Origin of the sequence: Aurantimonas manganoxydans SI85-9A1, assembly GCF_000153465.1 — a bacterium.
GTDB classification, from domain to species: Bacteria; Pseudomonadota; Alphaproteobacteria; order Rhizobiales; family Rhizobiaceae; genus Aurantimonas; species Aurantimonas manganoxydans.
The window spans coordinates 3,742,417-3,768,486 of sequence record NZ_CH672387.1 but is presented as its reverse complement, the minus strand read 5'-3'; the positions used below and the strand labels follow the sequence as shown (position 1 = coordinate 3,768,486).

22 protein-coding genes are annotated in these 26,070 nt (G+C 66.5%); 20 read left to right on the top strand and 2 right to left on the bottom strand.

The window, feature by feature from the left end; all coding sequences use genetic code 11:
- Positions 1-39: 39 nt before the first annotated feature.
- Complete coding sequence (locus SI859A1_RS17735; protein ID WP_040325981.1) at positions 40-321, bottom strand: hypothetical protein; 282 nt, start codon at positions 319-321, stop codon at positions 40-42.
- 283 nt (positions 322-604) lie between these two features.
- A complete protein-coding gene (locus SI859A1_RS17730; protein ID WP_009211055.1) occupies positions 605-2,884 on the bottom strand; it encodes an NADP-dependent malic enzyme in 2,280 nt (759 codons plus the stop codon).
- A gap of 166 nt (positions 2,885-3,050) precedes the next feature.
- On the opposite strand from SI859A1_RS17730, the gene mutS reads away from it, so the two are divergent.
- From mutS to rimP, 20 genes are all read left to right on the top strand, one after another.
- Positions 3,051-5,750, top strand: coding sequence for a DNA mismatch repair protein MutS (gene mutS, locus SI859A1_RS17725; protein ID WP_040325980.1), 2,700 nt, complete (start codon positions 3,051-3,053; stop codon positions 5,748-5,750).
- Between the two features lie 294 nt (positions 5,751-6,044).
- Positions 6,045-6,464, top strand: coding sequence for a hypothetical protein (locus SI859A1_RS17720; protein ID WP_040325979.1), 420 nt, complete (start codon positions 6,045-6,047; stop codon positions 6,462-6,464).
- A gap of 229 nt (positions 6,465-6,693) precedes the next feature.
- A complete protein-coding gene (locus SI859A1_RS17715; protein ID WP_148233886.1) occupies positions 6,694-7,041 on the top strand; it encodes a hypothetical protein in 348 nt (115 codons plus the stop codon).
- A gap of 187 nt (positions 7,042-7,228) precedes the next feature.
- Positions 7,229-10,087 carry a [protein-PII] uridylyltransferase gene (locus tag SI859A1_RS17710; protein WP_050767582.1) on the top strand — a complete coding sequence of 953 codons (2,859 nt, stop codon included), beginning with the start codon at positions 7,229-7,231 and terminating at the stop codon, positions 10,085-10,087.
- The gene (gene murJ, locus SI859A1_RS17705) at positions 10,084-11,709 is read left to right on the top strand and encodes a murein biosynthesis integral membrane protein MurJ (protein WP_009211051.1); all 1,626 of its coding nucleotides are present in this window, start codon (positions 10,084-10,086) and stop codon (positions 11,707-11,709) included. The genes SI859A1_RS17710 and murJ overlap by 4 nt, the downstream gene beginning before the upstream one ends.
- 89 nt (positions 11,710-11,798) lie before the next feature.
- Positions 11,799-12,866, top strand: a complete 1,068-nt coding sequence (trpS, locus tag SI859A1_RS17700) for a tryptophan--tRNA ligase (protein WP_009211050.1) — start codon at positions 11,799-11,801, stop codon at positions 12,864-12,866.
- Positions 12,867-12,950: 84 nt separating this feature from the next.
- On the top strand, positions 12,951-13,442 hold the full coding sequence (locus tag SI859A1_RS17695) for a universal stress protein (protein ID WP_024349499.1): 492 nt from the start codon (positions 12,951-12,953) through the stop codon (positions 13,440-13,442).
- 137 nt (positions 13,443-13,579) lie between these two features.
- Positions 13,580-14,155: a NifU family protein gene (locus tag SI859A1_RS17690; RefSeq protein WP_009211048.1), complete on the top strand. Its 576-nt coding sequence runs from the start codon at positions 13,580-13,582 to the stop codon at positions 14,153-14,155.
- A gap of 30 nt (positions 14,156-14,185) precedes the next feature.
- Entirely contained in the window at positions 14,186-14,896 is a 711-nt protein-coding gene (gene tsaB, locus SI859A1_RS17685) for a tRNA (adenosine(37)-N6)-threonylcarbamoyltransferase complex dimerization subunit type 1 TsaB (protein WP_009211047.1), read from the top strand.
- Positions 14,897-14,989: 93 nt separating this feature from the next.
- A complete protein-coding gene (locus tag SI859A1_RS17680) occupies positions 14,990-15,514 on the top strand; it encodes a GNAT family N-acetyltransferase (protein ID WP_009211046.1) in 525 nt (174 codons plus the stop codon).
- A gap of 57 nt (positions 15,515-15,571) precedes the next feature.
- Complete coding sequence (gene olsA / locus SI859A1_RS17675) at positions 15,572-16,444, top strand: lyso-ornithine lipid O-acyltransferase (RefSeq protein WP_040325977.1); 873 nt, start codon at positions 15,572-15,574, stop codon at positions 16,442-16,444.
- Between the two features lie 57 nt (positions 16,445-16,501).
- Positions 16,502-17,953 (top strand): tRNA (N6-isopentenyl adenosine(37)-C2)-methylthiotransferase MiaB, encoded by a 1,452-nt coding sequence (gene miaB / locus SI859A1_RS17670; protein WP_009211044.1) that lies wholly within the window; start codon positions 16,502-16,504, stop codon positions 17,951-17,953.
- 44 nt (positions 17,954-17,997) lie between these two features.
- Positions 17,998-18,996 carry a PhoH family protein gene (locus SI859A1_RS17665; protein ID WP_040325976.1) on the top strand — a complete coding sequence of 333 codons (999 nt, stop codon included), beginning with the start codon at positions 17,998-18,000 and terminating at the stop codon, positions 18,994-18,996.
- Entirely contained in the window at positions 18,996-19,607 is a 612-nt protein-coding gene (ybeY, locus tag SI859A1_RS17660; protein WP_009211042.1) for an rRNA maturation RNase YbeY, read from the top strand. Before SI859A1_RS17665 ends, ybeY begins: the two co-directional genes overlap by 1 nt.
- Positions 19,579-20,643: a hemolysin family protein gene (locus tag SI859A1_RS17655; protein ID WP_081451435.1), complete on the top strand. Its 1,065-nt coding sequence runs from the start codon at positions 19,579-19,581 to the stop codon at positions 20,641-20,643. The genes ybeY and SI859A1_RS17655 overlap by 29 nt, the downstream gene beginning before the upstream one ends.
- Positions 20,644-20,852: 209 nt before the next feature.
- Positions 20,853-22,448 carry an apolipoprotein N-acyltransferase gene (gene lnt, locus SI859A1_RS17650; RefSeq protein ID WP_420804772.1) on the top strand — a complete coding sequence of 532 codons (1,596 nt, stop codon included), beginning with the start codon at positions 20,853-20,855 and terminating at the stop codon, positions 22,446-22,448.
- Between the two features lie 149 nt (positions 22,449-22,597).
- Positions 22,598-23,017, top strand: a complete 420-nt coding sequence (locus tag SI859A1_RS17645) for a helix-turn-helix domain-containing protein (RefSeq protein ID WP_009211039.1) — start codon at positions 22,598-22,600, stop codon at positions 23,015-23,017.
- 184 nt (positions 23,018-23,201) lie between these two features.
- The gene (gene metK, locus SI859A1_RS17640) at positions 23,202-24,458 is read left to right on the top strand and encodes a methionine adenosyltransferase (protein WP_009211038.1); all 1,257 of its coding nucleotides are present in this window, start codon (positions 23,202-23,204) and stop codon (positions 24,456-24,458) included.
- Positions 24,459-24,461: 3 nt separating this feature from the next.
- Positions 24,462-25,163: a tRNA (guanine(46)-N(7))-methyltransferase TrmB gene (trmB, locus tag SI859A1_RS17635; protein ID WP_009211037.1), complete on the top strand. Its 702-nt coding sequence runs from the start codon at positions 24,462-24,464 to the stop codon at positions 25,161-25,163.
- Positions 25,164-25,408: 245 nt separating this feature from the next.
- Positions 25,409-26,017 carry a ribosome maturation factor RimP gene (gene rimP, locus SI859A1_RS17630; RefSeq protein ID WP_040325975.1) on the top strand — a complete coding sequence of 203 codons (609 nt, stop codon included), beginning with the start codon at positions 25,409-25,411 and terminating at the stop codon, positions 26,015-26,017.
- Positions 26,018-26,070 lie beyond the last annotated feature (53 nt).

Below are 26,070 nucleotides of genomic sequence, written 5' to 3'. Positions count from 1 at the left end.
CCTCGGGTCTAACCGCCGCGGGCTGGTGGCGGGGCACTGCTACTCGCCGATCCGCACGATGCTGCGCGTCTTCAGGTCGACGATGACCGGCTGGCCGGCATAGTAGAAATAGGCAAAGCTCGTATTGCCGTTGGCCTGCTGCAGGTTGACGCTTGCCGGCACCGAATCGCCGAGCGCCGGGGGCCGCTGCATCTGGGCGTTGTCCGACGGATGCGACAACGCGTATTGCAGCACATTGACCTTTTCGTCGCTGCCCTGCGCGGCGGCGCCCAGCGTCATCGCCAGGAGAGCTGCGACTGCGATCTGCATGGTTTTCGGCATGACTCGACTTCCTCAGGCGATGGCCTGCCGGGTACGATCGGCAGGTGAACGGCATTGTCACGGAGCGGCAGCGCCCACAGGCGCCGATCCGTTCCCCGTCAGCCGACGGTGACATCTTCGGCCGAGTGGTCTCCGCCTGCAAGATGCCCGAACTAGCATGCCTTCGATGAACGCAGGCTGACAATCCGCAAATGGCGCGAACCGGCCGGCGCTACAACGCACCAACGGGTGAACGCATTGGTGCCGGGGGCGCCTCCGGTCCGCCCCCGGCCCGTTGTGTCGATCAGCCGATCGCATCATAGGCGGCGATGGCCGCCATGTTGACGATGTCGGAATCGCGGGCACCGAGGGAGACGATCTGCACCGGCCGCTCGAGCCCGACCAGCAACGGCCCAATCACCTTGGAGCCGCCGAGCTCCTGCAGCATCTTCGTGGCGATCGAGGCCGAGTGGAAGGCCGGCATGACCAGGACGTTGGCCGGGCCGGACAGGCGGCAGAACGGGTACTGCTCCATGAGCTCGGCATTCAGCGCCACGTCGGCGTTCATTTCGCCGTCATACTCGAAATCGACATTCCGGCTGTCGAGGATGCGCACCGCATCCTGCACCTTCTGCGCCCGGTCTCCCGGCGGATTGCCGAAGGTCGAATAGGCCAGCATCGCCACCCGCGGCTCGTAGCCCATCTTGCGGGCCATGGCCGCGGCTTCCACCGCGATGTCGGCGAGTTCCTCGGCATTCGGCATGTCGTGCACCGCCGTGTCGGCGACCAACACGGTGCGCCCGCGGCACAGGGCGATGGAAACGCCGATCATGCAATGGCCGGGTTCGACGTCGAGAACGCGGGTCACGTCCGCAAGCACCGTCTGGTAGTTGCGCGTTACGCCCGAGACCATCGCGTCGGCATCGCCGGTGGCGACCATGGCGCTGGCGAAATGGTTGCGGTCGTTGCGCATCATCCGCACGCAGTCGCGGTGCAGATAGCCCTTGCGCTGCAGCCGGCTGTAGAGAAGGTCGGTATAGGCCTCCACCCGGGTGGATAGCCGCGCATTGATGATCTCCAGCCCCGGCCGCTCCAGGTCGATACCGGCCTCGCGGGCGGTCTCGCGCATCTCGGCCTCGCGGCCGAGCAGGATGGCGGTGCCCAGATTCTGGTTCACATAGGCGAGGGCGGCCCGCATCACCTGCGGCTCCTCGCCCTCGGCGAAGACGACCCGCTTGGGGTCCCGGCGCACGCCGTCATAGATGCGCTGCAGGGTCGAGACGATCGGGTCGCGTCGTGAGCGCAGTTCCTTGTCATAGGCCTCGAAATCGCCGATCGCGCGGCGGGCGACGCCGGTGTCCATGGCGGCCTTCGCCACGGCCTGCGGGATCGCCGAGATCAGCCGCGGATCGAACGGCACCGGGATGATGTAGCGCGGCCCGAATTGCGGGCGCTGGCCGCGATAGGCCGCCACCACGTCGTCGGGCACGTCCTCGCGGGCAAGCGCCGCCAGCGCTTCGGCCGCCGCGACCTTCATCTCCTCGTTGATCGTCGTGGCCCGCACGTCCAGCGCGCCGCGGAAGATGTAGGGGAAGCCGAGGACGTTGTTGACCTGGTTGGGATAGTCCGACCGGCCGGTCGCCATGATCGCGTCGGAGCGGATCTCTGCGACCTCCTCCGGGGTGATCTCCGGATCGGGGTTGGCCATGGCGAAGATCACCGGGTTCTTGGCCATCGAGGCGACCATCGCCGGCGTCAGCGCGCCCTTGGCCGACAGGCCGAACACCACGTCGGCGCCGTCCATCGCCTCGGCGAGGGTGCGCAGGTCGGTGTCCACCGCATGGGCCGATTTCCACTGGTTCATGCCGCTTTCGCGGCCGCGATGGATGACGCCCTTGGTGTCGCAGACGATGATGTTGCGGGCGGCAAAGCCCATCGCCTTCAAGAGGTCGACGCAGGCGATCGCCGCCGAGCCGGCGCCGTTGACCACCAGCCGAGTCGAGGTCAGGTCGCGGCCGGTCAGGTGCAGCGCGTTGATCAGGCCGGCGGCGGCGATAATCGCTGTACCGTGCTGGTCGTCATGGAACACCGGGATGTCCATGAGCTCGCGCAGCCGCTCCTCGATGACGAAGCAGTCGGGCGCCCGGATATCCTCCAGATTGATGCCGCCGAAGGACGGCCCCAAAAGCCGCACGCAATTGATGAACTCCTCGACATTCTCCGTGTCGACCTCCAGATCGATGGAATCGACGTCGGCGAAGCGCTTGAACAGCACGGCCTTGCCTTCCATCACCGGCTTGGAAGCCAGCGCGCCGAGATTGCCGAGACCGAGAATCGCCGTGCCGTTGGAGATGACGGCGACCATGTTGCCGCGGGCCGTGTAGTCGAAAGCCGTTTCCGGGTCCTCGGCGATCTTGCGGACCGGAACCGCCACGCCCGGCGAATAGGCCAGCGACAGGTCGCGCTGGGTCGCCATCGGCTTGGTCGGGTTGATCTCGAGCTTGCCGGGTCGGCCTTGCGAGTGGAAGTCCAGGGCTTCCTGATCGGTCACGGATGGCGGACGCTGGCCCGGTTTATCAAGCATGCTGGTGCCCCTCCCTTTGGGATTGTTGGTGTCTCCTCTTCCATCGCGATACCCGCAAAGCTATGCCAAGGGAAGCTTGGCGGCCGGCGCGGGACGTGTTCCCACGCCCCAGACGGCCGCTCTGCCACCGACCGGACGACAAGGACGCAAGAGAACGATCGAAGCGATGACAGCGCAAACGGACGCCGCGGCGACCCCGCCTCCGACGCCGATGATGGCGCAGTACATCGAGATCAAGTCGGCCAATCCCGACTGTCTCCTGTTCTACCGGATGGGCGATTTCTACGAGCTGTTCTTCGACGACGCCGTCGAGGCGTCGCGCGCCCTCGGCATCACGCTGACCAAGCGCGGCAAGCATCTGGGCGACGACATCCCGATGGCCGGCGTCCCGGTGGTCTCGGCCGACGACTACCTCCACAAGCTGATCGCCCTCGGCCACCGTGTCGCCGTCTGCGAACAGGTCGAGGACCCGGCCGAGGCCCGCAAGCGCGGCGCAAAGTCCGTCGTCCGGCGCGACGTGGTGCGGCTGGTCACCCCCGGCACGATCACCGAGGAAACTCTGCTCGAGCCCGGCCGGCCCAATTACCTGATGGCGCTGGCGCGGCTCGGTGGCTCCGGACCCGGCGCGACCTTCGCTCTGGCCTGGACGGATCTCTCCACCGGCAGTTTTCGCCTGGCCGAGACCGACATGGCGCGGCTGTCCACGGACATCGCCGCCATCGAGCCGAGCGAACTGGTCGTCGCCGATCCCGTGTTCCACGACGAGGCCGTGCAGCCGCTGCTGCGCCGCTTCGGCCGCACGGCCCGCCCCGAGCCCCAGGCGCTGTTCGACGGCGCCACGGCCGAGGAGCGGCTGTGCCGGTTCTTCGGCGTGGCGACGCTGGAAGGCTTCGGCGGATTCACGCGGGTCGAGCTGGCCGCCGGCGCGGCGCTGATCGCCTATCTCGGCAAGACCCAGCTGGCGGCACGTCCCGCCCTGCAGCGGCCCGAACGCATCGCGCCGGGCTCGCTCATGCAGATCGATCCGGCGACCCGCGCCTCGCTGGAACTCACCCGCACCATTTCCGGCAAGCGGCAGGGCAGTCTTCTCGCCACCATCGACCGGACCGTCACCGGCGCCGGCGGGCGGCTTCTCGCCGGGCGCCTGGCCGGGCCGCTGACCGATCCGGCGGCGATCCGCGAGCGCCAGGCCTCGGTGGCGCATTTCATCGCCGACATGACCGCCCGCCAGCGCCTGCGCGCGACATTGGGGGGACTGCCGGACACGGAGCGGGCGCTGTCGCGGCTGTCGCTGGGCCGCGGCGGTCCGCGCGACCTCGCGGCGATCCGCGACGGGCTGCAGGCCGGACTGGCGATCGCCGCCAGCCTCGACGGCGATTTGCCGGCCGAGCTTGCCCGCGCCGCCGCCGCGCTGGCGGCGCTGCCGCGCCACTGCCTGGAACCGCTGGCCGCGACGCTGGCCGACGACATGCCGCTCTCCAAGCGCGACGGCGGTTTCGTGCGCGAGGGCGCCATCGCAGAACTCGACGAGGCCCGCGCCCTGCGCGAGAATTCCCGCCGGGTGATCGCCGAACTGCAGGGGCGCTACGCCGCCGAGACCGGGGTTCGCAATCTGCGGATCAAGCACAACAACGTGCTCGGCTATTTCGTCGAAGTCAGTGACGGACAGGCGAAGGCCCTCACCGAAGGCGAGGGCGTCGCCCGCTTCATCCACCGTCAGACCATGGCCTCCGCCATGCGCTTCACCACGACCGAGTTGTCGGAACTCGAAAGCCGGATCGCGGGCGCAGCCTCCGAGGCGCTGCGTATCGAACTGGCGACCTTCGACCGCCTCGCCGACACTGTCGTCGGCTGCGCCGATGCGATCCAGCGCGGCGCCGAGGCGCTGGCCGTGCTCGACGTCTCCGCGGCTCTGGCTGAGCTTGCGGTCGCCGAAGACTGGACCGCGCCGCTCGTGGACGACAGCCTGGCGTTTCACGTTGAATGCGGCCGGCATCCGGTGGTCGAGGCTGCGCTGAAGGCGGGAAGCGGCGACCCGTTCGTCGCCAATGACTGCGATCTGTCGCCGCCCGACGATGCCGACGCCGGCGCGATCTGGCTGCTGACCGGGCCGAACATGGGCGGCAAGTCGACCTTCCTGCGCCAGAACGCCCTCGTTGCCGTTCTTGCCCAGATCGGTTCCTACGTGCCGGCAACCCGGGCCCATATCGGGATCGTCGACCGGCTGTTCAGCCGGGTGGGGGCCTCCGACGACCTCGCCGAAGGGCGCTCGACCTTCATGGTCGAAATGGTCGAGACCGCGGCGATCCTCAACCAATCCGGCGAACGGGCACTGGTCATCCTCGACGAGATCGGCCGGGGGACGGCGACCTATGACGGCCTGTCCATTGCCTTCGCCGCCGTCGAGCACCTGCATGAGGTCAATCGCTGCCGGGCCCTCTTCGCCACCCATTTCCACGAGATGACGGCCCTGGCGGCCCGGCTTGGCAGGATGAAGAATGCCACCATGCGGGTGAAGGAGTGGGAAGGGGAGGTCATCTTCCTGCACGAGGTGAAGCCCGGCGTGGCAGACCGCTCCTACGGCATCCAGGTAGCCAAGCTTGCCGGTCTGCCAACGCAGGCGGTGGAGCGGGCACGGCAGGTACTGATCCAGTTGGAGCGCGGTGAGCAGGGCGAGAAGCGCAGTGCCTTCGTGGACGACTTGCCGCTGTTCTCGGCGGTCGTGCGCCGGAGCGAGGCACCGGAGCGGCCGGCTGATACGGCCCTGCGTGACGCCTTGGCCGAGGTCGACCCGGACAGCCTGTCGCCCCGCGAGGCGCTGGAAGAGCTCTACCGGCTGAAGGGATTGGCGAAGCCGCAAGGCTGAGTTCGCCCGTTGCATGACAGATTGACGCATGGGTGGGGTGGCTCAGACGGCTTCGGTGCCTCCGGGCGGAAAGCTGCGTGAGGCCCCGTGCGCCCTGACCCAGCGGGCGTTCGGCCCGCTGTACCCACCCGTCGCTCATGACAGCCTGATCTCATCTTCGTGATCCGGGCCCGGGCGGGTCGGTCGATTTATATGGAACCGGCAGGGATGCGCGCCGTTGTTGTGCCGATCGTGAATTTACCGACGCCATCGTCGGATGTGTTCACACCGATACTCATTCGAAAGGCATTTCTTATGAAGACGACTGCTATCTTTACCGCCGCCCTTCTTGGTACCTCGGTGTTCAGCTTTGGTGCGCTGGCGCAGGACGCCACGCCGAAGATCCCTGGTTCGGAAACCGTGATCGAGCAGAACAACGCCGCCGAGCGCAACGACGTCGCCGAGAGCGACGGCACGACAGGCATGGCGCCGGCAGCCAGCGACACCCAGGCGACCATCGTCCCGGGGAGCGAGACGCAGGCCGAGACGGTCGAAGCGCAGGAGCGCAACGATGTGGCCGAGGACAACGGCATGACGACCTCGTCCACGACGCCGGAGAATGGCGATGACGTGATCGTGCCGGGTTCGGGCGCGACCTTCTCGCCGGAGAAGGCTGCCGAAACCCAGAAGGGCGAAGCCCTGCAGGACGGCTCGAACACTAACGTCGTCAAGTAATCTGCTTCGCCCGCATCTTGCGGGCAGCACATCGGAAGGGTCGTCCCGAAAGGGGCGGCCCTTTTCTGCGTTCTGCGTGCCCGCCAAGACGGTCGTTCACACCAGCGTGAAAACGATCGGGTTCCATTTCCGCGGGCATGATTTTCGACCACGGACTGTTCACAATCCGGCACTTTCGTCGAGCGATACAGTGCTTACATCGGGATCAATCGGCGCCACGGAATATTTCATGTATCCGGCGACGCAGAGAATTGAAACCATCCAAGTGAACGGTAATACAATGAAGAATGTCATCGCCATTTCGGCAGCAGTCATCGGTCTTTCGATCGCCGCTCCGGCTGTCGCACAGTCGATCATCCCGGGTTCGGAATTCTACGAGACCCGCAACGAGGAAGCCCAGCGCCAGGTCACCGCTGACGGCGGCGTCGCCGCTGCCACCACGCAGACCGACGCGCGTGCCTATGGCTATGCCCAGGGCAACACGACCGCCGCGACCAACGAGACCTCGGTTGTTCCGGGCAGCGACTTCTATCGCACCGAGGCAAACGAAGCCGAGCGTGGCGCCACGCAGCGCTAATCCGGCATTGCACGGGGCGGAATTCACCTTCCGCCGATCAAGGGTCGTCCCGCGGGGCGGCCCATTTTTGTGCGTCTGGCCCGGCGGGCACTTCCCGGACGGGATGATCTGCCGGCTTTCTCGCTTCGCGCTGGCGAATGGGATATAGCCTGCCGCCGAACGCGAATTCGATCGATCAGGATTGCCGATGACGATGCTGGAGGCCTCCGCCGCCTTGTCGAGCCCCGCTTCCCTGCCCAATGGGGAAAGCCTTGTCGGCATCATCGACGTGGATGGCCTGCGCAGCAGGCTGGCCGCGATCGCCGAGGCAGACAGCGCCGGCGGGGCGTCGAACACGGCGCGCAGCGAGGTCCTGGCGCTGGTGCGGGACGTGATCCGCGACGGCCGCGCCACCATCGAGGAAATGCTGTTCGAAGATGGCAGTGGCAGCCTGTGTGCGCGCCGTCTCGCCCGGCTGCAGGACGCGGTGATCCACGCGATCCACGACTACGCCCTGCGCTTCGTCTTCAATGCCGCCAACCTGTCGGCCGGCGAGCGGATGACGGTCCTGGCCGTCGGCGGCTATGGCCGTGGCACGCTGGCGCCGGGATCCGACATCGATCTCCTGTTTCTCCTCCCCTACAAGCAGTCGGCGCTCGGCGAGCAGGTGGTGGAATATCTCCTGTATCTCCTGTGGGATCTGGGCTTCAAGGTCGGTCACGCATCCCGCACCGTCGACGAATGCATCAAGCTGGCGCGCGCCGACTTCACCATCCGCACCGCGATTCTCGAACGCTGGCTCATCGCCGGCGACGAAGAGCTTCTGGCCGAACTCGACACACGCTTTGAGGCCGAGGTGGTGGCCGGGACGAGCGAGGCCTTCATCGCCGCCAAGCTCGAGGAGCGGTCCGCGCGCCACGCCAAGACCGGCAACACGCGCTATCTCGTCGAGCCCAATATCAAGGAAGGCAAGGGCGGCCTGCGCGACCTCAACACCCTGTTCTGGATCGCCAAGTACCATTACCGCGTGAACACGACCGAGGCGCTGGTCGAGGCCGGCGTGTTCTCCAGGCGCGAAGCCAAGCTCTTCGCCAAGGCCGAGGATTTCCTGTGGGCCGTGCGCTGCCACATGCATTTCGCCACCGGCAAGGCCGAGGAGCGCTTATCCTTCGACCTGCAGCCGGAGATCGCCAAGCGGCTCGGCTACAATGCCCATCCGGGCTTGAAGGACGTCGAGCGCTTCATGAAGCACTACTTCCTGATCGCCAAGGACGTCGGCGATCTCACGCGCATCTTCTGCGCGGCGCTGGAAGAGCAGCATGCCAAGGACGCCCCCGGCATCCGCGGCTTCGTGCGCACCCTGCGCGCCCGGGCCAAGAAGATCCCCGGCACGCTCGATTTCCACATCGACAACAACCGCATCAATGTCAGCCGTGCGACCGTCTTCCGCGACGATCCGGTCAATCTGATCCGCATCTTCCGCCTCGCTGCACTGCACGAGCTGGAATACCACCCCGACGCGCTGAAGCTGATCCGCCGGTCCCTGCGCCTGGTCGATGCCGAATTGCGGGACAATCCGGAGGCCAACAGCCTCTTCATCGACGTTCTGACCGATCGCAAGGATCCCGAGCTGCATCTGCGGCGGATGAACGAGGCCGGCGTTCTTGGTCGCTTCATCCCCGATTTCGGCCGGATCGTCGCGATGATGCAGTTCAACATGTACCACCACTACACGGTGGACGAGCACCTGCTGCGGTCGATCTCGACCCTGTCGCGCATCGAGCACGGCGAACTGGTCGAGGAGGTGCCGCTGTCGAGCGGCTTCATGCCGCTCCAGAAGGACCGGGTGCCGCTTTACCTGGCGCTGCTCCTGCACGACATCGCCAAGGGGCGGCCGGTGGATCATTCCATCGCCGGGGCCGAGATCGCCCGCGAACTGTGCCCGCGCTTCGGCCTCGACGAGCGCGAGACCGATCTCGTCGCATGGCTGGTCGAGGACCATCTCGTCATGTCGATGACGGCGCAGCAGCGCGATCTGACTGACCGCAAGACCATTCTCGACTTCGCCGAACGCGTGCGCACGCTCGATCGCCTGAAGCTCCTGACGATCCTCACCGTCTGCGACATCCGCGCGGTCGGTCCCGGCGTCTGGAACGGCTGGAAGGGCCAGCTCATCCGGACCCTCTACATGGAGACCGAGCCGACCCTGACCGGCGGCTTCACCCAGAGCTCGCGCAGCGAGCGGATCGGGCAGGCGCGCGAGCGTCTCGCCGAGCGGCTGGGGGCATGGCCGGAAGCCGAGCGCACCGGCTATCTCGACCTCCATTATCCGAACTATTTCCTAACCGCGCCGCTGGATGACCAGCTTCGCCATGCCGAGTTCATCCGCGAATCGCGCGATGCCGGCGCCCTGGCGACGCAGACGCGCACCGACCGCTTCCGCGAAGTGACGGAGATCATGGTGCTGGCGCCCGACCATCCGCGGCTTCTGTCGCTGATCGCCGGAGCCTGCGCCGGTACCGGCGCCAACATCGCCGACGCGCAGATCTTCACCATGTCGGACGGCAGGGCGCTGGACGTGATGCTGCTCAACCGCGAGTTCGAATCCGACGAGGACGAGATTCGCCGCGCCGAGCGCATCTGCGCCAATATCGGCAAGCTGCTGCAGGGCCGCGAGATGCCGGCCAGCCTCCTGGCCAATCGCCGGCCGCCCCGCAGTACCGAGCTGTTTGCCGTCAAGCCGCGGGTCAGCGTCGACAACACCCTGTCGAACCAGCTGACCGTCATCGAGGTGGAGGGGCTCGACCGGCCCGGTCTCTTGTCGGACGTCACCGGCGCGATCTCGGACCTCAATCTCGACATCCGCTCGGCCCACATCTCTACCTATGGCGAGAAGGTCGTCGACGTCTTCTACGTCACCGACCTGATCGGCACGAAGATCACCAGCGAGACCCGCATCGAGCGGATCGAGGTCCGGCTGAAGCGCGTCTTCGAAAGCCCGGAGGGCGAGATGTCCTCACCGGTCGTCATGTCCTCGCAGCGCGCATTCGGCATTCCCCATCGATGAGCCTTCTGTCCAAGTTCGCTACCGTCGGGGGGGCGACGCTGGTCTCCCGCATCTTCGGCTTCGGCCGCGAAATGATGATGGCCTCGGCGCTGGGCGTCGGACCGGTGGCCGATGCCTTCAACCTGGCGTTCCGCTTTCCGAACCTGTTCCGGCGGCTCTTTGCCGAAGGCGCGTTCAACGCCGCCTTTATTCCGCTGTTCTCCCGCTCGCTGGAAGAGGAGGGTGAGGAGGGCGCCCGGCGTTTCGCCAACGAGATCTTCTCGACGCTGTTCACCGCGCTCGTCGTCCTGACGGTGCTGGCGCTGGTGTTCATGCCGGTGCTGGTTAAGACGATCATCGCGCCCGGCCTTGCCGTATGCGTCGACGACCCGTCGGCGGGCGGTGACGTGATCTCCTGCGCCGCGCGCTACGACATCACCGTCACCTTCTCGCGCATCATGTTCCCGTATCTTGCCTGCATGTCGCTGATGGCGATGGTTTGCGGCATCCTCAACGCTTTCCGCCGCTTCTTCGTCGCGGCCGCGGCGCCCACGCTGCTGAACTTCATCCTGATCGGCGTCCTGTCCTGGTGCCTGTGGACCGAGGCCGACAAGCCGACCATCGGCTTCCTGATGAGCTGGGGCGTGATGATCGCCGGGCTGGCGCAGCTTGCCATGGTGGTGGTCGCCATGCGCATGGCCGGCTTCGGCGTCGCGCTCAAACGCCCGCGCTGGACCAAGGGCCTGAAGCGGTTGCTGGTACTTGCGGGGCCTGCCGCCCTGATCGGCGGCATCACCCAGATCAACCTTTTCGTCGGCCAGGCCATCGCCTCCTTCAAGCCGGGGGCAGTGTCGATCCTGCAATATGCCGACCGGCCCTATCAGCTGCCGCTCGGCATGATCGGCGTGGCGATCGGCGTCGTGCTCCTGCCCGAACTCGCCCGCGCCCTGAAGGCGGGCCATCTGCGCGAGGCGCAGCACACCCAGAACCGCAGCCTGGAATTCGCCCTGTTCCTGACGCTGCCCGCCGCGGTCGCCCTGTTCATCATTCCAGAGCCGATCATCCGGGTGATCTACGAGCGCGGCGCCTTCGATCCGTCGGTGACGCCCGTCGTCGCCTCGGTCCTCGGCCTCTACGCTCTGGGGCTGCCGGCCTTCGTGATGATCAAGGTGTTTTCGCCCGGCTATTTCGCCCGCGAGGACACCAAGACGCCGATGAAGGCGACGCTCGCCTCCGCCGGAGCGAACATCGTCCTGTCGCTGATCCTGTTCTGGCTGATCGCCGAGCGGGGCATCGCCCTGGCGACGACACTGGCCGGCTGGCTGAATGCCGGGCTGCTGTTTGCCGGCCTCTACCGCAAGGGCCAGTGGCAGATCGACCGCGAATTGTTGAAGCGGACCGCGCTGGTGCTCGTCTGCTCGCTCCTGATGGGCGGGGTCCTGATCGTCGAGATGATCGAGTTTCGCGACTGGCTGCAGCCGTCTAGCGCGCTGACGACGCAGATCCTGGCGATCGGCATTCTCGTTGCCTCCGCCATGGCAATCTATTTCGCTCTGGCGCTGGCCACCGGCGCGGCCGACCGCAGGCTGTTCCTCGCCGTCCTGAAGCGCAAGCGACCGCCGCCGCCACCCGCTGCATCCTGAGCCGGGGCAGGGCGCTTGATCGTGCCCGTGCCCTCGGCCATAACGCGCGGCAATTCCCGCCCGCGCTGCCAATTCCGGAGCCGCCGACCATGAGCGACATCACCCCCCGCGTCTTTTCCGGCGTGCAGCCCACGGGCAATCTGCATCTGGGCAATTATCTCGGCGCGATCCGCAAGTTCGTCGCCCTGCAGGAGAGCCACGACTGCATCTACTGCGTCGTCGACCTGCATTCGATCACGGTCCAGCTCGTCCATGACGACCTGCGCGGCCAGACCCGGTCGATCACCGCCGCCTTCCTCGCTGCCGGCATCGACCCGAAGCAGCACATCGTCTTCAACCAGAGCCGCGTTCCCGGCCATGCCGAACTGGCCTGGGTGTTCAACTGCGTCGCGCGCATCGGCTGGATGAACCGCATGACGCAGTTCAAGGAAAAGGCCGGCAAGGACCGCGAGAACGCCTCGCTGGGCCTGCTCGCCTATCCGAGCCTCATGGCCGCCGACATCCTTCTCTACCGGGCGACCCACGTCCCCGTCGGCGACGACCAGAAGCAGCATCTGGAGCTGACTCGCGACATCGCCGCCAAGTTCAACAACGACTTCTCGGACAAGATCGCCGCCGCAGGGGTGGGGCAGCCGATCCAGATGGGCGACGAGACGGTGAACGGCTACTTCCCGATCACCGAGCCGCTGATCGAGGGGCCGGCGACCCGGGTGATGAGCCTGAAGGACGGCTCGAAGAAGATGTCGAAATCCGATCCATCGGACCTGTCGCGCATCAATCTGACCGACGACGCCGACGCGATCTCGCGCAAGATCCGCAAGGCGCGCACCGACCCGGACGCCTTGCCGTCCGAGGTCGACGGGCTGACCGGTCGGCCGGAGGCAGACAACCTGATCGGCATCTATGCCGCGCTCGCCGAACGGTCCAAGGCCGAGATCCTCGCCGAGTTCGGTGGCCGGCAATTCTCCGAGTTCAAGCCGGCCATGGCCGAGCTGGCGGTGGAAAAGCTCGCCCCGGTCAGCGGCGAGATGCGGCGCCTGCTGGCGGCACCCGATCACATCGATGCGGTTCTGAAGGATGGCGGCGAGCGCGCCGGCGCCATTGCCGCGGCGACGATGAACGACGTCAAGGACATCATCGGTCTGCTGCGGGACTGATTCTGCAGCGGTTTGCGGCGTGGAGGCGGTGACAGTGCGTCCCGTCACCTTGTCGCGGGGCACCGCCGCTGCCATCTTGCCGCCATGGTATCGAAACGCATCGGTCGGGACGCCGGCGGCAAACGCAAGTTCCTCGCCATTATCGACGACACGCCGGAGTGCATGCGCGCTGCGGCCTATGCGGCGCAGCGCGCCAAGGCGAGCGGCGGCGGCGCCGTGCTCTTGTATGTCATCGAGCCCGGCGACTTCCAGCACTGGCTCGGCGTCGAGAAGATCATGCGCGCCGAGGCCAACGAGGAAGCCGAAGCGCGGCTCGGCAAGGTGGCCGACGAACTGCGCGAGGCCGTGGGAATCGAGCCCGAGGGCGTCGTGCGCGAGGGCACTGTCATCGAGCAGATCCACGCCCTGATCGAGGCGGACCGCGAGATCGCGATCCTGGTGCTGGCGGCCGGCGAGGCCAATGAAGGTCCGGGTCCGCTGGTTTCCGCCGTGGCGGGCAAGGGAGCGGCCTTTCCGATCCCGGTGACCATCGTCCCCGCGACCCTCACCGACGAGGATATCCAAAGCCTCTGCTGACGGGCGGGGCCGACCGTCATGGCAGGCCCTGTCGCCCCGGCGGCAGACCCCTTATGTTGCCCCGATCGTCGTTCTGAGATAAGTTTAGAACGATTCCAGATTATGCGCGACCACGAGGTCGCAAGAGAGGATGCGAGATGTTCATCCAGACCGAAGTCACCCCGAACCCCGCCACGCTGAAGTTTCTGCCCGGCCGTGTCGTGCTGGAGAGTGGCACCGAAGAGTTCCTTTCGAAGGAAGACGCGGCCAATCGTTCGCCGCTGGCGGCACGTCTGATGGACGTGCCGGGCGTGACCGGTGTGTTCTTCGGCTATGATTTCGTCACCGTCAGCAAGGACGGCCCGGACTGGCAGCACCTCAAGCCGGCGATCCTTGCCGGCCTGATGGAGCACTTCATGGGCAACGAGCCGGTGATGACGGCGCAGGGCTCCAACGCCGCGATGCCCGACGGCGAAGAGTTCTTCGAGCCCGGTGACGAGGGCACTGTCGCGACCATCAAGGAGCTGCTCGAGACCCGCGTCCGCCCGGCCGTGGCCCAGGACGGTGGCGACATCACCTTCCGCGGCTATCGCGACGGCACCGTCTATCTGAACATGCGCGGCGCCTGCGCCGGTTGCCCGTCGTCCACGGCGACGCTGAAGCACGGAATCCAGAACCTGCTGCGCCACTTCGTGCCCGAGGTCGAGGCGGTGGAAGCGGTCGAGGCCGCCTGATGCCGCTCAGCGCCGGGCCCGTCTGAGCCGATGGCCGCACTGCTTCTGGCCGTCGACACCGCCTTTGCGCGGTGCTCGGTGGGGCTCTTCGACATGGATGCCGGCGTCATGCTGGCACGGGACGAGACGGAGATCGGCAAGGGACATGCCGAGCAGCTGTTCGGCATCATCGACGACGTCCTGAGCGCAGCGGGTGCCGATTACGCGTCGCTGCGCAGGATCGCCGTCACGGTCGGGCCGGGCTCGTTCACCGGTCTCCGGGTCGGTGTGTCGGCAGTGCGCGGTCTGGCACTGACGCTCGGGGTACCCGCCATCGGCGTCACGACGCTGGAGGTGCTCGCAGCCCCGCATCTTGCCGCCGACCGGGCCGTTCTCAGCGTTCTCGACGCCAAGCGCAGTGAGGTCTACGCCGCCCTCTACGACGGCGACGGCGCCGCGCTGAAGGAACCGGTGGCCCTGTCGCCCGAAGACCTCGTCGGCGTCGTCGCGCACGCGCCGGAAGGGGCGTCGCTTGCTGTCGTTGGAACCGGTGCCCTGATCGCGCGTCAGGCGCTGGCCGGCCGCGATGTCGCCATCCTGCCCGAGGCGGCCGCACCCGACATTGCGACGCTGTGTCGTCTGGCTGCCGGCCGCGCGACTGGCGAGGCTCCGCGCCCGCTCTATCTGCGCGGCGCCGACGCCAAACCGGCAGCCGCGACCGGACTATTTGCCATTCCCGGCGAAAGCGCTCCGCAAGGCTAGCGGAATAGGGTTAGGATCGAGGATGGTCGGCTCTGGTTTTCCCGCAGGGCCTAGATACACGGATCGTCGGCACGCTGGAGCGAGTGAGGGCTCATGTACTGGTTTCTGCCCTGGGTCTGGACCGTTTCATTTCTCGAAGGCCTCTTCGGCGGCCAGGAAGTCGTCGCTGCGCCGCTGTCCGAGGGGGACATCGACGCCGCCGCGGAGATTCACAGCCAGGCCTTCGATCAGGCATGGACGGGCGACGAACTGGCCGCGATCCTGGCGCAGGATGGCACCTTCGGCGTGGTCGCCCGCCGGATCGGCTCGCCCGATGATCCGCCGCTGGGCTTCGTGCTGGCGCGCAACACCGAAGGCGAAGCGGAGATCCTCACCATTGCGGTGGCCAAGCGCGCCCGCGGCGCCGGCGTCGGCCGTCTTCTGATGGACGAGATCCTGCAACTCCTCCACGCGGCCCGGGCCGAGTCGCTTTTCCTCGAAGTCGACGAGGAGAACACGGCGGCGCGCAAGCTCTACGGGCGCCTGCGGTTCGAGGAAGTCGGCCGGCGGCCGGCCTATTACCGCCATCCCGAAGGCCACCGGACAAGCGCTTTGACGCTGAAGCGGGTGCTCCGCTAGGCGCATGATCATGCAGAGCAAGCATATTCAGGCGTGCCCGGCGCACGTGGCGCAGCCATGATCGGAACGCTGCGCGTCGCGGCCGTCAGCATCATTCTCGTCGCACTGACCCTGATCCTGTGGCCGGTCCAGGTTATCGCCATCGCCCGTGGATGGTCACTGGCCAGGATCTTGCCTGTGCTGTGGCACCGTATCGCCTGCCGGGTTGCGGGGTTGCGGGTCCGCATCGTCGGCCAGCCATGCTCCGACCATCCCCTGCTGATCGCCGCCAACCACCAGTCCTGGTCGGACATCATGGTACTCGGCCGGGTCATGCCCTTGTCCTTCATCGCCAAGTCGGAGGTCGAGGGCTGGCCTGCCTTCGGGCTTCTGGCAAAGCTGCAGCGCACCGTCTTCGTCGAACGCGGCGCGCGCCACCGCACCGGCCATCAGGCCGGCGCCATCGCCCGGCGGTTGGGCGAAGGCGACGCCATGGTGCTGTTCGCCGAAGGTACGACCTCGGACGGCAACGAAGTCCTGCCATTCAAGACGGCGCTGTTCGGCGCGGCCCAGGCGGCGCTGGTCTCCTCGCATACTGCGCAGGTTCGGGTTCAGCCGGTGGCGATCGCCTATACCCATGCCAATGGCGTGCCGCTGGGCCGCAGGTTCCGCCCGCTGGTGGCCTGGCCGGGGGACGTGGCGCTGGGGCCGCATCTGCTCGGCGTTCTCAAGGAAGGGGCCATCGACGTCGAGATCTCGTTTGGCGAGCCGATCGTCTTCGCTGCCGATTCCAACCGCAAGCATGTCGCGCGGGCCGCCGAGGAGAGCGTTCGGACGATGCTGGCGGCGAGCCTTTGCGGCCACAATCTGCCTGCAAAGCAGGCGGCTGTGGTATCGCGACGCGAGCCGACGCTTGCACCGCGTCACGATGCTGTCGATATAGGGGGATAGGTCACTCGTTTCCGGCGGCGCGCGCCGGCAGCACACGAGGGCCGATCAGAAGGGCGCATGACCGACACGACTGCAGCAACACGACCGGACGAGACCGGCATCAATACCCGCAAGGTCTTCATCAAGACCTATGGCTGCCAGATGAACGTCTACGATTCGCAGCGTATGGGCGATGCCTTGGCGCGCGATGGCTACCAGCCGACCGAAGTGATCGAGGACGCCGATCTCGTTCTGCTCAACACCTGCCATATCCGCGAGCGGGCCGCCGAGAAAATCTATTCCGAACTGGGCCGCATCAAGCTGCTGAAGGCCGAAAAGGCCGAGCAGGGCGTGGAGATGCGCGTCGCCGTGGCTGGCTGCGTCGCCCAGGCCGAGGGCCAGGAGATCATCGACCGCGCGCCGGTGGTCGATCTCGTCATCGGACCGCAGACCTATCACCGGCTGCCCGAGGCGCTGGCCCGGGTCGCGCGCGGCGACAAGGTCGTGGAGACCGACTACGCCGTCGAGGACAAGTTCCGGCATCTGCCGAAAGTGACGGCGCCGCAGATCCGGACGCGCGGCGTGACGGCCTTCCTCACCGTGCAGGAAGGCTGCGACAAGTTCTGCACCTTCTGCGTGGTGCCCTATACGCGCGGGTCCGAGGTTTCGCGCCCGCTGACCCAGATCATGGGCGAGGCCCGTACGCTGGCGGCAGCCGGCGTGCGAGAGGTCACGCTGCTCGGCCAGAACGTCAATGGCTGGTCGGGGCAGGACGAGGCGGGGCGCGACATCGGCCTTGGCGGATTGTTGCGGGCGCTGGCGGAGATCCCCGGCTTCGCGCGTCTGCGCTACACGACCTCTCATCCCCGCGACATGGACGACGACCTGATCGCCGCCCATCGCGATCTGCCGGCGCTGATGCCCTATCTGCATCTTCCGGTGCAGTCGGGCTCCGATCGGATTCTCAAGGCGATGAACCGTCGCCATACGGGCGCCGACTACCTGCGGCTTCTCGACCGCATTCGTCAGGCACGTCCCGATATCGCCCTGTCCGGCGACTTCATCGTCGGTTTCCCCGGCGAGACTGATGCCGATTTCGAGGACACGATGGAGCTGGTCTCCGAGGTGCGTTACGCCTCGGCCTTCAGCTTCAAGTACTCGGCCCGTCCGGGCACGCCGGGCGCGACGATGGACGATCATGTGGACGAAGCGGTGAAGTCCGAGCGCCTGCAGCGGCTGCAGACCCTCTTGCGCGAGCATCAGGTCGATTTTGCCGAAAGCCTCGTCGGCCGTGACATCGACGTTCTGGTCGAAAAGCCGGGGCGCTATCCCCACCAGAGGGTCGGACGCTCGCCGTTCCTGCAGCCCGTTGTATTGGACGCGGCCGCCGGCGAGATCGGCGACATCGTGACCGTGCGGATCGAATCGACCCTGCCGAATTCGCTGCTGGCGACCGGCGGTGCCGTTCCGGCTGCCGAGGCGCGGCATCGCAACGCAGTGCCTGCCGAACCGATAAGGAAGATCGCTTGAGGACGGAGCGCAGTACCGCAGCCCCTGCGTCGGGTGCATCCGACATGGCTCACATCGTCCTGACCTTCGAGGATAACCGCCTGGCCGGCTCGCTCTTCGGCCAGTTCGACGAGCACCTCGCGCTGCTCGAACAGAAACTGAAAGTCGATGCGCGGGCGCGCGGCAACAAGGTCGAGATCCGCGGCGATTCGGCGAGCTGCGAGCAGGCCCGGCGGGCGCTGGACTATCTGTATGAGCGGCTGCAGGCCGGCACCGAGATCGGCATCAAGGATGTCGAGGGCGCCATCCGCATGGCGATCGCGGCCGATGACCAGCTCTATCTGCCGACTCTGGAAAAGAAGGGTCGCATGTCGCTCGCGCAGATCTCGACGCGGCGCCGGACCATCCACGCGCGCACGCCGACGCAGGACGCCTACATGCGGGCGCTCGAGCGCTCCGAGCTCGTCTTCGGCGTCGGGCCGGCCGGCACCGGCAAGACCTATCTCGCCGTCGCCCATGCCGCGATGCTGCTGGAGCGCGGGCAGGTCGAGCGGATCATCCTGTCGCGTCCGGCCGTCGAGGCCGGCGAGCGGCTCGGCTTCCTGCCCGGCGACATGAAGGAAAAGGTCGACCCCTATCTGCGGCCGCTCTACGACGCGCTCTACGACATGATCCCGGCCGAGAAGGTGGAGCGCGCGCTGGCCGCCGGCGCCATCGAGATCGCGCCGCTGGCCTTCATGCGGGGCCGGACGCTGGCGAATGCCGCGGTGATCCTCGACGAGGCGCAGAACACCACCACCATGCAGATGAAGATGTTCCTCACCCGCCTGGGCGAGAATGCCCGGATGGTGGTGACCGGGGACCCGTCCCAGGTTGATCTGCCGCCCGGACAGAAGTCGGGTCTCGCCGAGGCGATGCGCATTCTGGAGACGGTGCCGCAGGCGGTGACGGTTCGCTTTGCCGCCAAGGACGTCGTCCGCCATCCGTTGGTCCAGGCGATCGTCGAAGCCTATGAGGAGGATGCGACGCGCGCCCGTGCGCCGGGCATCCCCGCGGCACGGTAATGCCCGGATCGCAATCGCGTGCCGCCTTCGGCATGCCGACCTATGATGGCCTGACCGTCGCCCTGACCGTCGAGGATCCGCGCTGGGACGATGCCGGGCTCGGCGACATTCCGGCGATGGCGGCGGAAACCTTTTCGGTCGCGGCGGCGCGTCTGGGCCTGCCGGGCGATCTCGTCAGCGAGATATCCCTGACGCTGGCTGACGACGAAACGGTGCGCGCCGTCAACGCCGAATGGCGGAACAAGGACAAGCCGACCAACATTCTGTCCTTCCCCATGGCCGATCTGGCGCCGGGCGAGCGGCCGGGCCCGCTTCTGGGCGATCTCCTGGTCGCCTTCGAAACGGTCGCGCGCGAAGCGGATGAGGAGGCCAAGGCCTTCGCGGACCATTTCCGCCATCTTCTCGTGCACGGCTTCCTGCATCTGATGGGCCTCGATCACATGGTTGATACCGAGGCCGACGACATGGAGGCGGCGGAGATCGCCATTCTTGCCGAGTTTGGCATCGCCGATCCCTATGGCGACGAACCCGGTCCCTTGAACGAAGCCGAACAGGATGTTCCGGCGAACCAAGAGCGAGACGATGACCTTCGACACAGACGCGGCGGCTGACGGCAACCGCGGACCGGCCGGCGCCGAGAATGGCGACGACCACGCAGCCGGCGACGACCGAAGTCGGCGCGGCGCAAACCGCGGTGACGGCTTCTTTGGCGGCCTGATCCAGCGGGTGCGTCCGCGCATGCCCCGCCTGATGCGCGAGGACCTGACCCAGGCCCTCCTGCATCACGATCCCGGCGAGGGGGCCTTCTCGCCCGAGGAACGCGCGATGCTCAACAACATCCTGCGACTGCGCGAACTGCGCGTCGAGGATGTCATGGTGCCGCGCGCCGACATCCAGGCCGTCGACATCACCACCACCCTCGGCGAACTGATGAAGCAGTTCGAATCGAGCGGCCATTCGCGCATGCCGGTCTATGGCGAGAGCCTCGACGACCCGCGCGGCATGATCCACATCCGCGACGTCGTCGGCCACATCACCCGCGTCGCGCGACCGGCCAACGGGCAGGGCGCCAAGGAGCCGGCCGCGCGGACCCGTGCCGGCCTCGACCTGCGCCAGATCAATCTGGCCCGGAAGGTGTCCGACCTGGGGATCATCCGCAAGGTTCTCTTCGTGCCGCCTTCGATGCTCGCGACCGACCTGATGGCGCGCATGCAGGCCACCCGCACCCAGATGGCGCTGGTGATCGACGAGTACGGCGGCACCGACGGGCTGGTGTCGCTGGAGGACATCATCGAGATGGTCGTCGGCAACATCGAGGACGAGCACGACGACGACGCCCCGATGATCACCGAAAGCGGCGATGGCATCTATTACGCCGACGCCCGTGCCGATCTCGACGAGGTCCGAAAGCTGGTCGGCGAGGATTTCGACATCAGCGAATACGAGGACGAGGCCGACACGATCGGCGGTCTCCTGTTCTCCGAGCTCGGCCGCGTGCCGGCACGCGGCGAAGTGGTGCAGGCTGTTCCAGGCTTCGAATTCCAGGTACTGGATGCCGACCCGCGCCGGGTTCGCCGTGTCCGGATCGTCCGCTTTCGCCAGGGCGAGAAGCGCCGCCGCTTCGTGGAAGGACTGGCCGACGCCTGAGGGGGCGTCGGTGACCGCCGGCCGCCCTCGGCAGCCGCAGTCGCGGGAATGTTCTGCACATCGTCGGCGCCCGGCGTAGGATGCCGGCCCGACCGAATCCTGCAGGGGGCCCTGTGAGCGTTATTTCCCGCGGCGACGACCGCGTCCGCGACGACAAACTCCTCGACCGGATCGCCGGTTGGGTGTCGCTCGCCGAAGGCTGGCGCCGCATGGTGCTGGCGCTGTCGGCGGGGGCGATCTGTACCTTCGCCCTGCCGCCCTACAATTTTCCCGCGGTCGGCTTCATCGGTTTCCCGCTCCTCGTCTGGCTGCTCGATGGGGCGGCCGCCGAGCCGGGCCACTCGGCCCTGCGTCGCATGGCGCCGGCCTTTGTCACAGGCTGGCTGTTCGGCTTCGGCTATTTCGTCGCCGGCCTGTGGTGGCTGGGCGCCGCCATGATGGTCGACGCGGCGAGCTTTGCGATCTTCATCCCGCTCGCGGTGCTCGGTCTGCCGGCGATCCTCGCCATCTATTTCGGGCTGGCGGCCGTGCTGGCGCGTTGCGTGTGGACCGACAGCGCCTATCGAATCCTGGCGCTGGCCGGCTCGTTGGCGCTGTTCGAATATCTGCGCGAAATTCTGTTCACGGGCTTTCCCTGGAACGAGATCGGCGTCATGGCCGCGCCGCTGCCGCTGTTGATGCAGACGAGCAGCCTCGTCGGCGTGCACGGGCTGACGCTCCTGGCCGTCGTCGTCTTTGCCAGCCCCGCTGTCCTTGTCGACCGGCGGGGGCGGGCCGCGATGCTGGCGACCGCGGCGACCCTGCTCGTCCTGCATGTGGGATACGGGGCCTGGCGGCTGCAGGCCCATCCGACCGAACTGGTCGAGAATGTCCGGGTCCGGGTGGTACAGCCCAATATCCTGCAGTCGCTGAAATGGGACGAGAACGAAGCGGAGCGGATTTTCGAGCGCCACCTGTCGCTGACCGGGGCCGACGCAGTCGTGGCAAGTGTCGATCCCGCTGCGGCCGGAGGCGCTGCTGTGGATGGGCCCGCCGACCCTGCGACGCGCACCCTTGTCGTTTGGCCTGAATCCGCCTTTCCGTTCCTGTTGACCGAGCGCCCCGACGCCATTGCGCGAATCGCCGAGGCGCTGCAACCGGGCGAAACGCTGATCGCCGGCGCGGCACGGCTCGAAGGCGCCGATATCACCTCTTCTCGTGTGTATAACTCGGTCTACGTCATCGACGACGCGGGCCAGATCGTGGATGCGCGGGACAAGACGCATCTGGTCCCCTTCGGCGAATATCTGCCGTTCCAGGATTTCCTCGAAGGGTTCGGTCTGTCGCAACTCGCCGAAATGCCCGGCGGCTTCTCGGCGGGCACCGTTCGCAGTCCGGTTCCGCTTGAAGGCGCGCCGTCCTTCCTGCCGCTGATCTGCTACGAGATCATCTTTCCTTCCGAGATCGAGGCCGGTGCGCCCGACGATCGTCCGGGCTTTTTCGTGAACGATACCAATGACGCATGGTATGGCGATACGCCCGGCCCCTACCAGCATCTTCGGCTGGCCGAACTGACATCGGTCGCCTTCGGACTGCCGCTCGTGCGAAGCGCCAACACCGGCATCTCGGTCGTCACGGACGCCTATGGACGACAGCTCGACGGGCTGGCGCTCGGCGCGACGGGAAGCATCGAAACGCCGCTGCCCCGGGCCGCCCCCGCCACGATCTACGCAAGCTGGGGCAACACGCCATTCTGGATTGCATTTTTCATAATATGGATGATCCCGATAGCAATGCGGTTAAAGATGCGCGCTCTGATTGATTGACATTCGCGACACGCGCTGCCTAACCCGAAGGCCGAAATTGATTGCGACAATTTTCTGAAGCCCAGAGGCGCACCGCCGCTGGGGATGACGGCCCACCGCATCGGATGGAAGTTGCGATGTCGATGATGCTGAGAGAAGAGGCACCCGCCATGGTCGACAACAAGAAGAAGCCCAATCCGGTGGATATCCACGTCGGGTCGCGGGTTCGTCTTCGTCGGACCATGCTTGGCATGAGCCAGGAAAAGCTGGGCGAAAGCCTCGGGATCACCTTTCAGCAGATTCAAAAATACGAGAAGGGCACCAACCGCATTGGTGCCAGTCGTTTGCAGCGGATTTCCGAAGTGATGACCGTGCCGGTGTCCTTCTTCTTCGAGGACGCGCCTACGGGCATGACCGGCAGCGAAAGTCTGCAGGAGCCGTCGAGCCCCGACTATGTCGTCGACTTCCTCTCGTCTTCAGAAGGCCTGCAACTGAACCGCGCCTTCGTGCGCATCTCCGATCCGAAGGTCCGCCGCCGAGTCATCGACCTGGTCCGCACCCTGGCGGACTCGGGCGAGACCGACAGCTAGGTGCTGAGCGACTCGCGTCAAACGTGAGCCCCGGGCGCACTTGACGCCGCGCTGCCATTGCCCCAAACCGCATTCCGCATGATTCAAGCCGGGCGTAAGTTCCTGTTGTGGTGCTCAACGGCACGACAAGCTCTCGCGTCCGACTGCCCCGAGCGGGATTCTCCAGAAACGGAAAGAGGAATCGATGGCGCGTTCTGACTATGTCTTCACCAGCGAAAGCGTGTCGGAGGGCCATCCCGACAAAGTCTGCGACCGGATCTCCGATGAGATCGTCGATCTGATCTATCGAGAGGCCAAGAAGACCGGCGTTGACCCTTGGTCGGTTCGCATTGCCTGCGAGACTCTGGCGACCACGAATCGCGTCGTCATCGCCGGCGAGGTTCGCCTGCCCGCCAGCCTGATGAAGACCGACAAGAACGGCAACGAAGTCATCAATGCCGGTCGTTTCAGGTCTGCCGCGCGCCGCGCGATCCGCGATATCGGTTACGAGCAGGACGGCTTTCACTGGAAGAACGCCAAGGTCGACATCCTGCTGCATTCGCAGTCGGCCGACATCGCCCAGGGCGTCGACAAGGCGTCTGACGCCGAGGACGGCGCCAACCAGGCCGAAGGCGCGGGCGATCAGGGCATCATGTTCGGCTATGCCTGCCGCGAGACCCCGGACCTGATGCCGGCGCCGATCTTCTACGCGCATAAGATCCTCGAGATCCTGGCGGCCGCCCGCAAGAAGGGCGAGGGCGATGCGGCGCATCTTGGCCCGGACGCCAAGAGCCAGGTGACCGTGCGTTACAAGGACGGTATGCCCTACGAGGTCAGTTCGATCGTCCTGTCCACCCAGCACACCGATGACAGCTGGGATTCGGCCAAGGTGCGCAAGGTCGTCGAGCCTTATATCCGCGAAGCCCTGAGCGACATCGCGATCGCCGACGATTGCGCCTGGTACATCAATCCGACCGGCAAGTTCGTCATCGGCGGCCCGGACGGCGACGCCGGTCTCACCGGCCGCAAGATCATCGTCGACACCTATGGCGGCGCGGCACCCCATGGCGGTGGCGCGTTCTCCGGCAAGGACACGACCAAGGTCGACCGTTCCGCCGCCTATGCCGCCCGCTACCTGGCCAAGAATGTCGTCGCCGCCAAGCTGGCCGACCGCTGCACGATCCAGCTCGCCTACGCGATCGGCATTGCCCAGCCGCTGGCGGTCTATGTCGACCTCCACGAGACCGGCAAGAATGTCGACGAAGTAGCCATCGAGAAGGCGATCCGCGCGGTGATGGATCTGTCGCCGACGGGCATCCGCCGGCATCTCGACCTCAACAAGCCGATCTATGCCAAGACCGCAGCCTACGGCCATTTCGGCCGCAAGCCCGGCCGTGACGGTTCCTTCTCCTGGGAGAAGACCGATCTCGCGCCGAAGCTGAAGGCCGCTCTGGCCAGCTGATCGATGACGGCCGAAGGACATCCCGAGCGCTCGCGCGAGGCGTTCTTCGGCCGGCTCAAGGGGCCGAAGCTCCGGCCTGGCCAGACCGCATTGATCGAAGAGGTTCTGCCGCAGTTGCGGCCGGACCTCACCAAGCCTGCACCCGAAGCGCTGACGGATCTGTTTCCCGTGCCCGTCGAGGCGGTGCGCTTGGAGATCGGCTTCGGCGGCGGCGAGCATCTCCTGCACGAGAGCGGGCGCTTTCCACGCACCGGTTTCATCGGCGTCGAGCCCTTCGTCAACGGCATGGCGAAGCTGCTCAGTGCTATCCAGGATGCGCCACGGCCCAACCTTCGGCTCTACGACGACGACGCCACGCGCCTCCTCGACTGGCTGCCCTCGGCAAGCCTCGCCGGCGTCGACCTGTTCTATCCCGATCCCTGGCCCAAGCGCCGCCATTTCAAGCGGCGGTTTGTCAACGCGCGCAATCTGGATCGGATCGCCCGGGTGCTGGCGCCGGGATCGAATTTTCGCTTCGCATCCGACATCGACACCTATGTCGACTGGACCTTGCGCCACTGCCGCGACCATGCCGAATTCGAGTGGACGGCCGAGCGCGCGGCCGACTGGCACACCCCTTACGAGGCTTGGCCCGGCACCCGCTACGAGGCGAAGGCGATCCGCGAGGGACGCCCGCCCGCCTACCTGACCTTTCGTCGCCGCTGAGGCGGCTTTGGTGGGGTGCGGCCGGGGCCGGCGTGAAGATGCTTGAAGGATCGGGCAAAACGGCGTATACCCCTCTCAAATTCTCTGCGATGTGGTCGAGAGAGTGGGTCCTGCCGGTCCCGCTCTTTTTTGTTACCGGGGGTACGGTATCTCCAGTGATCACGCGTCAAGGCGCCGATCCACATCGCGGATCGATCAATTGGGCCGGGTCGGACGCCGGCCCGCAACACTTCTCTCGGAGTACCGTGACGACCGCTACAGACCGCATCGTGAAGGAACAGGGCCTGGAAGGCCGCGTCGCTGAGATCGTCGAGCCGGCGATCGAGCAGATCGGCTATCGTCTGGTGCGCGTGCGCACCTCGGGCCTCAACGGCATGACGCTGCAGATCATGGCGGAGCGGCCGGACGGCACGATGACCGTCGAGGATTGCGAAGCGGTGTCGCGCGCGGTCTCTCCGGTTCTCGATGTCGACGATCCGATCGACAAGGCGTATCATCTGGAAGTGTCCTCGCCGGGCATCGACCGTCCCCTCGTGCGCAAGGGCGACTTCGAGACCTGGGCCGGTTTCCTGATGAAGCTCGAGACCAACCGGCTGATCAACGAGCGCAAGCGTTATCGCGGCAAGATCGTGGCCGTCGGCGACGAGGCGATCACCGTCGAACGCGACCAGCCCGCCGAAGGCGAGCCGGGCGCGGTCGAGATTCCCTTCGATGCCATCGGCGAGGCACGGCTGATCCTGACCGACGATCTGATCGCCGCGGCCCTGAAGGCCGACAAGGCCGCCCGCAAGGCGCGCGGCGACGTCGATCCGGATGCCGGCGACGACGACGAGGCGGGAGCCTTCGAGCACTAGAATGGCGCATCGGGCGCCAACGCCCGCCGCTTTATGACGAACGATAAGCCGGG